At 36.4% G+C, this 11,973-nt stretch carries 7 protein-coding genes and 1 other annotated feature; of the genes, 3 read left to right on the forward strand and 4 right to left on the reverse strand.

Features of this window, described 5'->3' with window-relative positions; all coding sequences use genetic code 11:
* The first annotated feature begins 13 nt into the window (after positions 1-13).
* Entirely contained in the window at positions 14-841 is an 828-nt protein-coding gene (gene hisJ, locus GKP30_RS08285) for a histidinol-phosphatase HisJ (RefSeq protein WP_236034962.1), read from the forward strand.
* Here hisJ and refZ read toward each other — a convergent pair.
* Complete coding sequence (gene refZ / locus GKP30_RS08290) at positions 833-1,477, reverse strand: forespore capture DNA-binding protein RefZ (RefSeq protein WP_216828957.1); 645 nt, start codon at positions 1,475-1,477, stop codon at positions 833-835. The genes hisJ and refZ overlap by 9 nt on opposite strands.
* A gap of 386 nt (positions 1,478-1,863) precedes the next feature.
* The gene (locus tag GKP30_RS23440) at positions 1,864-4,170 is read right to left on the reverse strand and encodes a sensor domain-containing diguanylate cyclase (protein ID WP_236034963.1); all 2,307 of its coding nucleotides are present in this window, start codon (positions 4,168-4,170) and stop codon (positions 1,864-1,866) included.
* 440 nt (positions 4,171-4,610) lie between these two features.
* On the opposite strand from GKP30_RS23440, the gene rpsD reads away from it, so the two are divergent.
* Positions 4,611-5,213 (forward strand): 30S ribosomal protein S4, encoded by a 603-nt coding sequence (gene rpsD, locus GKP30_RS08300; protein ID WP_216828958.1) that lies wholly within the window; start codon positions 4,611-4,613, stop codon positions 5,211-5,213.
* A 119-nt stretch (positions 5,214-5,332) separates the two neighbouring features.
* Here rpsD and tyrS read toward each other — a convergent pair whose 3' ends face one another.
* Entirely contained in the window at positions 5,333-6,589 is a 1,257-nt protein-coding gene (tyrS, locus tag GKP30_RS08305; RefSeq protein ID WP_216828959.1) for a tyrosine--tRNA ligase, read from the reverse strand.
* A gap of 118 nt (positions 6,590-6,707) precedes the next feature.
* Positions 6,708-6,919: a binding site (T-box leader), on the reverse strand.
* Between the two features lie 138 nt (positions 6,920-7,057).
* On the opposite strand from tyrS, the gene GKP30_RS08310 reads away from it, so the two are divergent.
* On the forward strand, positions 7,058-9,901 hold the full coding sequence (locus GKP30_RS08310) for a transglycosylase domain-containing protein (protein WP_216828960.1): 2,844 nt from the start codon (positions 7,058-7,060) through the stop codon (positions 9,899-9,901).
* A 300-nt stretch (positions 9,902-10,201) separates the two neighbouring features.
* Here the strand turns inward: GKP30_RS08310 and acsA are convergent, their stop codons facing one another.
* Complete coding sequence (gene acsA, locus GKP30_RS08315; RefSeq protein ID WP_216828961.1) at positions 10,202-11,917, reverse strand: acetate--CoA ligase; 1,716 nt, start codon at positions 11,915-11,917, stop codon at positions 10,202-10,204.
* Positions 11,918-11,973 lie beyond the last annotated feature (56 nt).

Consider the following 11,973-nt stretch of genomic DNA (forward strand, 5'->3'; position numbering starts at 1 on the left):
AGGAGTGTTTTTCATGATAATTCACGACGGACACGTTCACACACCATTTTGTCCACACGGTTCAAGTGATCATTTGGTGTCATATATTGAGAGAGCGCTAGAACTGAATTTAGCAGGAATTACTTTTACAGAGCATGCTCCGCTTCCTAGTGGCTTTAGTGATCCAGTCCCAGAAAAGGATAGTGCAATGGCTTTGGAGCATCTTACTCTTTACATAAATGAAGTCCAGCATTTAAAGCAAAAGTATAAAGGAAAAATCAATATTTTATTAGGGCTTGAGGTAGATTTTATCGAGGGCTTTGAAGAACAAACAAGGAAGATGCTAGATGAAGTTGGGCCATATTTAGACGATGCAATTTTATCGGTGCATTTCTTAAAGTATTCTAATGAATATTTTTGTCTAGATTACAGCCCTGAAATGTTTAAAGAGATGGTAGATGTTTTCGGATCGATCGACGCCATTTATGATGCGTACTTTTCAACAATCAATCATTCAATCGAAGCTAACTTAGGTGTCTATAAACCAAAAAGAATTGGTCATATTTCTTTGGTAAAAAAATTCCATAAGAAATTTCCCAATTCAATTAATTACGACGCTGTCCTAATGGAGTTGCTAGATAAAATAAAAACTAAAGGTATGGCATTAGATTATAATGGTGCTGGGGTCATGAAGCCATTATGTGGTGAACCATACCCTCCTGAAAATATTATTATCGCTGCTATGGAAAGAAAAATTCCACTTATTTATGGATCAGACGCTCACAGTGCAAAAGGACTCGGTCAAGGTATAGACAAACTTTACAAGAAAGCAGAGTTTAACGTACCAGTACAACTAACTTGATGCTTTAGTCACGAAATGATTCGGTTTTTGACTTAGGTAACTGTCCATCCACATCGCTAAATAGCTAATATAGTGTTTTAGAAAATAACGCTCGTGCGGAATTAAATGATGAACTTCACGAATATATTGCGGATGTAAAAACGGCATGATCAGCATCCCCCTTAGTTGAATAATAATAAAATCAATCGGTTGCCGTTTAAATTCTTGACGATCCATCCCATTTTTTATGATTTGATAGTACATATGTTTTTCCTTCATTAAATACGTACTCATCACTTCTCGCACGAGCATTGTATCTAATGTAATTTCACGGTGTACAAAACGTGCCAAATGATGATTTTCCTGTTGATAAATAAGGGCATTTTCTAAAGCAGTTAATAGACAATCTCTAGATGTCTTTTTGTTTAAGTATTGAACCCCTTCATCTAATGCAGAAATAAACCCTTCAAAGAAAGTGGCCATAAGTTCTTCTAGTAAACCTTTTTTGTTTCCAAAATAATATGAAATTAACGCAACATTAACATTAGCACGATCAGCAATCATTCGTACAGAAGTTCCATTAAACCCTTGAACGTTAAATAAAGAAATAGCCGCATCCATTATTTTCAGTTTCGTACTTTCTTTTTCATTTGTCATTGCCCGTTCCCCCTTTAAAACTATCTATTTATATATTTCTTTCTACTCGGGGGAAGCCCTCCGTAAACCTCTCGACAAAGGGACAGAATGTTTCTACACTTTTTGATATATTTAAATACTTTCCGAGGAAATGAAAGCATACATTTTATATTTACCGTCGAATCGTCCAAGAGTACCATTACTTTTGCCGCAATACCGAATACTATGATGGTTTTTGCAGAGAAAAAGAACATCACATAAAAATCTCTCAAATAATGTTACTTAAAGCCAATAGACCGTTAACCAAGTGAAAGCACAACAGCCCGTTAATAAGAAAAAGACTGACTAAAGTCAGCCTTTCTTTCAATATATTGAACATAGTAACCCAAACATCAAAAGCATCCATTTTATAACTGACTTTGATCAATCACTTTGTTTTTACCTGATTTCTTTGCTAAATAAAGACATTGATCTGCAGTATTAAACAGTAGCTTTAACGTTTTCTGATCATCACTTTGATCCCAGTATGAAATTCCGCACGATATTGTTACCCTAGGACTTGTCTCAAATGCAACACTCTTCACAATTCGTTCCGCAATTTTTTTACCTGATTCGATATTAACTTTAGGTAGATAAATAGCTAATTCCTCTCCACCCCATCTAGCAGCAATATCATGGTCTCGAATATTCTTTTTCATTACATTGGCTACTTGAATAATGATGTCATCCCCGACTTGGTGTCCGTAAGTATCATTAATCGACTTAAAATTATCTATATCAATTAAAATGAAGCATCCATACGCATCGATAAACATCGATTCTTGGATTTTCTGATCAAGATAATTTCGAGAAAACAACCTTGTTAAGTGGTCCGTTATGACAAGACGTTCTAATTCTTCGTGTAAAATTGAGTTTGTGAATGCTAATGTCGAATGATGAATGAGCGATTGTAATAGCTTAAAGTTTTCAAACGTAAAATGGTAAGGGTTTTTATGGAGAACGACAACCATTCCTTTTAATTGACCGCTTTGGACCATAGGAACAGCTAGTAAAGACTGATACGGGTCTATTTCATAAATTCCGTCAGCTTTGGCATCACCTACAAACAATGCTTCTTTTTCTCTCTTTATCTTATTACTTAAAGTCAATAATGGGACTTGAGCTTGGTCTGTAAAATAAAATCCTGTACTTCCTTCGAGTACGTTTAATTCCCCACCACTAGCAAACATAATATAACCAACCTCTTCAGCATTAAAAGAGCGAAGAATTTGATCGGTCATAAACCGGATCGTATCTGATAATCTTAAATTTGAATTTAGTTGATGTGAAGTTTGGTTAATTAATTGAAGGTCATTTATTAAATTTTGTGATTGCTGATATAATTCAGCATTCTCTAATGCATTACCACCAATATCTGCTAACGTCTCAATAAATTCTATTTCATGCTTAGGGAATACCATTGAATTTTTCGTTTCAATTTGCATAACTCCGTAAATCCCTTGTTTACCACGTAAAGGTGCATAGAGTCTTGAAAATCTCTCTTTCATTACATCTTCAATCTGAATATCACCTGTTAAAAATGCAGTCTCACAAACACCATATGAGTCTATACCGTAGTAAAACTGCTTGACAGGCAAGTCTGGACTCACTTTCCAATCTCTAGATAGTAGTAGACTTACCGAGAATGAAGGGTACATTTCTCCTACCGCATTAATCATCTCACCTAAAACTTCTCCAACATCCATAGATGAATGTAACTTTTTGGTAACTTGAAGTAAAAGAGCTTTTCTTTTTTGTTCATTGCTCGTTCTTTCATTTCTATGCGCTTGCAATAGTATTGAATTTGCTTCTTGAAGATAGCCTTGCATTTTTTCGTACTCCACGTCTTCCATTAGTGGCCCTTTCAATAATATGACAAGGGCTATTGAAGAATTATAACTATCAAATGGAACGATGATTCCTGACTGATAGTTTAAATCACTCATTAGCCAATTATTAGCAATCATTTCACTTTTAGAATAGATCGCCCAGTCATTAGGTAACGAGCTTTTGTGTAAGTAGCAATCTTTATATATAGAGCTATTTGTATTTATATTTAGAGTAGATGTAACTAAGCTAAAATAGTCATCATCGAGACTTTCATAAAGCAGGACATCCATAATAATATCTTCATATGTTGCTTTTACTAAATCTAAAAGTGGTTTTGCTATTTTTTTGAGTTTAATAACATAATTAGCATCTCTTAACACAGAGTACAATCCAGTTGTCACTTCACTTTGAACTCTTGTGGTCATTTCTCTTCCAGATGCTAGTGATTTATATGATATGTTTAACGAGTTACGAAATCCTTCAAGAAAGGCTTTAGTAGTTGACCGATGATCTTCTGAATGATTATTGGCAGTTGTAATAATTCCAAGAAAGCCCTTCCATGTCACATCTTGAAATGCCACGTCTATAATATCTGCACGACACCCGTTGACTTCATAGGGAAACTTTTTTTCTAGCAAACTATCTTTTAATTGGTATAATACCTCAATCATTTTTGTCTTTAAGCCGCCAATTTCTCTTATGGTGATTATTTTACCTTCTTGATCAGCTAAAAATAAGACAGCTGATTGAAAAATCTTTTCAATCGAATGACTGTCCGTTACTGACACCTGTAGAAGTTTTGAAGCATCTATTGAATTAACTTTGTTTACATTAAGTTGATTCATGTTATAGCACCACCGTTACATACTTTAGACAGCATTCATGATTGACCAAAATAGGAAATTGAAACTAGATTTGTTGATAATTTTTCCAAGTGCAATAATTCTTTATTCCATTATACCTGATATATTATTCTTTTACTATAAATTGTAGAAGGACTATTTTAATTGTATTCTGAGAAAAGAGCCTTAAAAAAACGCCTAGTGTTGACATTGGATTTCTAAAGTTATATAATGTCTTTTGTGTGAAATATGACAGCCAAGGTAAACTTGATTTGGACCCTCTCATTTTGTTCCTCAATTCAGCGGCTGATAGATGTTTTGAGGTGCATCACGTAACTTCAAGCTGTCGAAGCGAAGGTGCATGAATGCAAAATGACCATATCAGGAGATTGCCAAAACTGTTGTTGTTTTGCTCAAACAAAATAACAAAGGAGGAGTCATTCATGGCTCGTTATACAGGTCCATCTTGGAAATTATCTCGTCGCTTAGGAATTTCTTTAAGCGGTACTGGTAAAGAATTAGAAAAACGCCCTTACGCACCAGGACAACACGGTCCTAACCAACGTAAGAAAATCTCTGAATACGGTTTACAACTACAGGAAAAGCAAAAGCTTCGTCACATGTTCGGAGTAAACGAGCGTCAATTCCGTCGTATTTTTGACGATGCTGGTAAAATGCCTGGTATCCACGGTGAAAACTTCATGATCTTACTTGAATCTCGCCTTGATAACCTAGTTTACCGCATGGGGCTTGCTCGTACTCGTCGTGGAGCTCGTCAACTTGTAAACCACGGTCACGTAATGGTTGATGGAGGACGCGTTGATATTCCTTCATACCGCGTAAAACCTGGTCAAACGATTTCTCTTCGTGAAAAATCACAAAACTTAGCAGCAGTTAAAGAAGCTGTAGAAGTGAACAACTTTGTTCCTGGTTACATTTCTTTCGACGCTGAAAAATTAGAAGGAACTTTCACTCGTTTACCAGAACGTTCTGAACTTCCTGCTGAAATTACAGAAGCATTAATCGTAGAGTTCTACTCTCGTTAATAAGAAGAAAAAGAACGATTGGATTATCCAATCGTTCTTTTTTTGATTTCTACGTCTTTTACTAATACCCTAAGAAACGAAAAAGGATGGCCCATGGCCATCCTCTCCCTTATCAAAGATTAGTATTGAATTAAGTAGTACTTTTTCTTTCCTCGACGAATAATTGTAAATTGTCCTTCAATCTTATCATCTTCTTGTAATTGACGAGCCACATCTGTATTTCTCTCACCATTTATATAAATAGCTCCATTTTGAATGTCTTCTCTCGCCTGACGTTTGGAAGGAGAAACTTTTGCAGCAACTAATAAATCAACTAAGCCGATATTTTCTTCTTCACATTTAAAAGAAGGAACATCTTTAAAACCTTGTTTAATTTCACTTGCAGTTAAATTTTTAATTTCTCCACTGAATAAAGCATCAGAGATTTTAATCGCTTGTTGAAGAGCTTCTTCCCCATGTACAATTTTTGTTAGCTCTTCTGCCAATCTACGCTGTGCAAAACGTAAATGCGGTTCTGTTTCAACAGCTTTTTCTAACTCAGTAATTTCTTCATGTGAAAGGAAAGTAAAGTATTTAATAAACTTGATAACGTCACGGTCATCTGTATTAATTAAAAACTGATAAAATTCATATGGTGTTGTTTTTTCTGGATCTAACCAAATAGCTCCACCTTCAGTTTTCCCAAATTTCGTTCCGTCTGCTTTTGTGACGAGTGGAATGGTAAAACCAAATGCTTTTTCTCGATCTCCTAACGTCTTTCTTATCAATTCTAAGCCAGCTGTGATATTCCCCCATTGGTCACTACCACCAATTTGAAGTCTACAGTTTTCATTTTTATATAGGTTTAGAAAATCGTAAGACTGTAAAATCATATAACTAAACTCAGTAAATGAAATACCAGACGATATGCGTGACTCAACAGAATCTTTAGCTAGCATATAGTTAATACTAAAGTTCTTACCCACATCTCTTAAAAACGTAATGACATCAAGCTTTCCAATCCAGTCGTAATTATTGACTAGCTTAGCACCTGATTCCCCTTCAAAATCAAGAAATCTTGATAACTGTGCTTTTATCCCTTCTGTAAATTGCTCTACAATTTCTCGTTCATTAAGTGTTCTCTCTGCTTTTTTACCACTTGGGTCACCAATCAAACCAGTTGCACCACCTACAAGCGCTAACGGCTTATGTCCAGCTAACTGAAATCTTCTAAGCGTCAGAACTGTAAGTAGATGACCAATGTGTAAGCTATCTGCTGTCGGGTCAAAACCACAGTATAACGTTAACTGCTCCTCCGATAATTGCTTAGCTAATCCTTCTTCATCAGTAACTTGATTAACTAACCCACGAAATTGCAAATCCTTCAATAAATCCATTATTCCCACTCCTCAAATAATTTTGCTCGCTTCTTGTTGCTTCTAGCTATTGGACCATTAAGCAACAAAGTTTACGAAAAACAGCTTTGTGAAAAGAGCCCATAAAAAAAGTCCTTCAAAAAGGGACGAGAAATCTCGCGGTACCACCCTTCTTGAAGAACATTTATCTTCCACTCTCAATGATAACGGAATATATCCGTCTATTATGACTATTCATAATAGATTGCTCCTAGCTTGTAATTCATAGTTACTCTATGTACCGATTTTCACCAACCACCGGCTCTCTAAAACAGGGAGAGACTATTACTGAAAACTAATCCATGCAATAAATATTATATTTCATTCTTATCTTTTTAACATAATTATTTTCTAATGTCAATCTTTGACTTTCCTTTCCAACATATAATCATATTAAAGACAAATTTAATTATGGTATAATATTGGATGAAGTTTAGGAGGTTCTTATCTATGAGAAATCTATTAAATACTTTATCAAGTAAATGTGAACCAGTTGTTAACTTTTTTAGACGTAGAAAAATTCTTAGCAAAGTCGATATTACATATCAAGTTGTTTGGAACTTATTTTTAGTTTTTATTGTATTCGGCGTTATTTCATTATTTTTTGTAGGTGGTGCAGGAGCTGGCTTCTTCGCATCTCTCGTTAAAGACGAAAAGCTAAGAACTTATGAAGAAATGAAAAAAGACATTTATAATTATGAGGAAGTTAGTGAAATATTTTTTGCTAACGAGGTCCCTTTAGGTGAACTTCCTACTGATTTAGAAAGACGTGAAGTTTCTTTAGACGAGATCTCTCCCCACCTAATTAATGCAATTATCGCAACTGAAGATGAGTATTTCTTTGAACATGAAGGAATTGTACCAAAAGCGATTATGCGGGCAACCTTTCAAGAATTCACTAACTCATCTCTACAAACAGGTGGGAGTACACTAACACAACAATTAGTAAAAAATCAATTACTTACAAGCGAAGTATCTTTTGATCGTAAAGCTCGTGAAATTGTACTGGCGATGCGTTTAGAGCATTTTTTCGAAAAAGATGAAATTCTTGAAGCTTACTTGAATATTGTTCCATTTGGACGAAATGCAAATGGACGTAATATTGCGGGAGTTCAAGCAGCAGCCCAAGGAATATTTGGAGTTGATGCAAAAGACTTAAGCATTCCACAAGCAGCTTTCATCGCTGGGCTGCCACAAAGTCCTTTCGGATATACACCATTTTACCGTAGTGAAGGTAGAGTGTTAGTGAAAGAAAATATGGACCCTGGAATTAACCGTATGAAAACGGTACTTAGACGAATGCATGAAGGTGGATATATTACCGAAAAAGAATATTTTGAAGCACTTGATTACGATATTCGGGCAAACCTAACAGAAGCAACTCCATCAATTAGAGAACAATATCCGTATATTGCAGACGAAGTAGAGCGTCGTACTGCCGATTTACTTGTAAAGCAATTTATACAAGAGGATAATATTGAACTCGATCAATTAGAAGGTGAAGAAAGAGCTGAAGTCCTTTCTACCTACTATGCTCAAGCACGTCGTGACTTACGACAAAATGGTTATCGTATCCATACAACGATCGACAGAGAGATGTATGATGCAATTAATGAAGCAATTAAAGATGACCGATTTTTTGGACCGAAAAATGATCTAGGGGAACCTGAAGAAGTTGGATCCATGATTATAGAAAATCGTACAGGAGCGATTTTAGCTTTTGTTGGAGGAAGAGATTTTGAGCGTGAAGAAACGAATCATGCGACACAAGCAAGACGTTCAAATGGTTCGACCATGAAACCACTTCTCGCCTATGGACCTGCCATGGATATCGGTGCCATTCAACCTGGTCACATCATTCCTGATGTACCAACGTTTTATAAAGCTGGTTCAACAGAAGTTAGAAACTTTAATAATCGTCATCGAGGTTTAATTACTGTAAGAGAAGCTCTCAAGACTTCACAGAATACAACAGCTGTTCGAAGTTTCTGGATGACACCACATGAAAAAAGTCGAGAAACACTCTTAAAGATGAACTTTCAATTAAACGATGGTGAGCCATATGAATCTGCTGCCATCGGAGCAATTGATCATAATGTTTCAGTGGAAAATAACACGAATGCTTATGCAACATTTGCAAACGGAGGAAAATATATTCCTTCTTATATGATTGAAAAAATCGAAACCAAAGATGGTGAAGTTATCTTTGAACATGAAATCGAAGAGGTAGAAGTGTTCTCGCCACAAACTGCTTATTTAATGATCGATATGATGCGTGATGTTTTACGCGGAGGGACAGCAAGCTCAGTACCTAGCCGCTTAAAATTCCGATCGGATTGGGCAGGTAAAACCGGAACATCTCAAAACTTCCATGACATTTGGTTTGTTGCAACTAACCCGAATGTAACAATGAGTGTTTGGGTTGGATATGATACTCCTAGGTCAATCAGTACACGTCCAGTCGCTGGGTTAAGTTACAGCCAACGAACACAACAAATATGGGCTAATATCGCAAACGCAGCCTATGATGTTCGACCAGAAGTAATGTCTCCAGGCCACAATTTCCAAATGCCTGATGGAATTGTATCAAGAGCCATCTGTGGTGTTTCTGGATTATTACCTTCTGAATTGTGTAAAGAAGCAGGATTAGTAAAAACTGATTTATTTAATGCTAAATTTGTTCCAACAAAAGTGGACGACAGCTTGCAAAAGGTTAACTATGTATTAATTGATGATCAGCCATATATTGCTTTAGAAAATACACCTAGAGAATTTGTCTTTAGTGGTGTGATGGTCAAAGAACAGTATCTTGAAACGTATCAGCTAAGCGAGTCCCTTCAAAGTCAATTAAACAACGTTATTCCTGATCGTAAGGCTAATCATAACGGCAAACAACCAGACGCTGTCAGCAACGTAAACTTAAGTGGCTCATCATTAACATGGAGCAAACAAAAGGAAAATGACATCGTGGGTTACCGAATATATCAAGCACGAAATGGATCAGACAACTTCAAATTAATTGCTAGTATTAAAGGAAGTGCGACTACTTCTCATAATGTAAGCTCAGGTGCTAATGCATATTATGTAACTGCTGTTGATGTAGCTGGAAAAGAATCTCCTGCCTCTAAGATTGCTAAAGGAGAAAACTGGAGTTCTGAACCACCAAAAGAAAAGAAACCTAAAAATGATAAAAAAGATGAAGATAAGAAAAATGATGAAAAGAAAAAGCCTAAACCACCATCTGATGATGATTCTAGAAAACCAAGCACAGAACCTCCAGCAGATGAAAGTTAAAACATATTGAATATAACACTCGTTTCATTTATTTAAGAAGGCTACCCTTTTAATGTATGTAGTTCTGTCTTCGTAGAGAAACATTATAAAATATATGAAATAGGATACCAATTGACTTGTAATTGGTATCCTATTTTTCTTTAGTACATCAACATTTATAAAGAATATATATTTAAAACAGCTGTGTCCCTAAAGCTGACGAAGGACATTACAAAATAGTTTCCCAATGGAAGTGACCTTCATAGAGCTGAACGAACACAGCCAAAAATAAAAAGGCTAACCGAAGTTAGCCTCCTTCTATTAATCTTCCATTGTCGATAAATCGCCTGTAGGTAAATCAAGTTCCCAAGCTTTAAGAACACGACGCATAATCTTACCACTTCTTGTTTTTGGCAGCTTTTCACGGAACTCAATTTCACGAGGTGCAGCATGTGCCGCAAGACCCTTTTTAACAAAGTTACGAATCTCTTCAATTAATTCATCATTTTGCTCATAACCTTCACGTAACGCGATGAACGCTTTAATAATCTCACCACGAACAGGGTCAGGCTTACCAATAACACCTGCCTCTGCCACTGCTGGGTGTTCGATCAATTTACTTTCTACTTCAAACGGACCAACACGCTCACCAGCTGTCATAATAACATCGTCAATTCGACCCTGGAACCAGAAGTATCCTTCTTCATCCATATAAGCTGAGTCACCTGATACATACCAGCCGTCAATTTCGAAGTAACTTTGATACTTCTCCTCATTATTCCAAATCGTTCTCATCATAGATGGCCAACCTTTTGCAATAGCCAAATTCCCCATACGATTTGGAGGTAATTCATTTCCTTGATCATCAATGATAGCAGCTTTTACTCCTGGAATTGGTTTACCCATTGATCCAGGCTTAATATCGATGCAAGGATAATTACAGATAAGCTGAGCGCCCGTTTCAGTCATCCACCATGTATCATGGATACGAAGATCAAATACTTTCGATCCCCAACGTACAACTTCAGGGTTTAGCGGCTCACCAACTGATAGAATATGACGGATACTTGAAAGATCATACTGATTAACAAGCTCATCTCCTGCACTCATTAACATACGGAATGCCGTTGGAGCACTGTACCAAACTGTTACTTGGTAACGTTGTAGCGTTTCATACCAATCTTGCGGGCTGAAACGGCCACCGCGAATAACATTTGTTACACCACATAACCACGGACCAAAAATACCGTAAGATGTACCTGTTACCCAACCTGGGTCAGCTGTACACCAATATACATCCTCATCTTGTAAGTCTAATACCCATCTAGCAGTTTGATAGTGTTGGATCATTGCATTATGAACGTGAAGAACACCTTTTGGTTTCCCAGTTGAACCAGAAGTGTAATGAAGGATAAGTCCATCCTCACGATCTACCCAAGTGATCTCTAACTCACTGCTTGCTTCTTGCATTAATCTATTGAAGTCCTTAATTGGACCTTCTTCTTTAACATTTTCACCAATAATAAATACAGTTTCTAGGTTAGGAAGATCTCCTACAGGGACACGCTCAAGAAGATCTGGAGTTGTGATTAATACCTTTGCTGAACTATCTTCTAAACGATCGCGTACCGCTCCCTCCATAAATGCTTCGAATAATGGACCAACAATTGCACCAAGTTTAATAGCGCCAAGTACTGAAAAATATAATTCTGGAGAACGCGGCATGAAAATAAATACTCGGTCACCCTTCTCTACACCAACGCTTTTTAAAACATTACCAGCGCGATTAGACATTTGACTCATTTGCTCAAATGTATATTTCTCATCACGTTTTGCGTCACTATAGTAGAGTGCTACTTTATCCTTTTTATCAGAAAGTGCGTGACGATCGATGGCCTCATATGCCATATTTACCTTACCTGTAGTACTCCATGAGAATTCTTTTTCAACTGAACTCCAATCAAAATTTGCAGCTGTTTCTTCATAATTTACTAGATTGTGGTTACCTTTCGTTGCTGGAAGCGCTTGCACGTTCATTTACATCTTCCTCTCTACATGAATTTCCCTACTTCCTTAATTTATTATAGTATATT

Origin of the sequence: Alkalihalobacterium elongatum (assembly GCF_019024285.1) — a bacterium.
Taxonomy (GTDB): Bacteria; Bacillota; Bacilli; order Bacillales; family Bacillaceae_F; genus Alkalihalobacterium; species Alkalihalobacterium elongatum.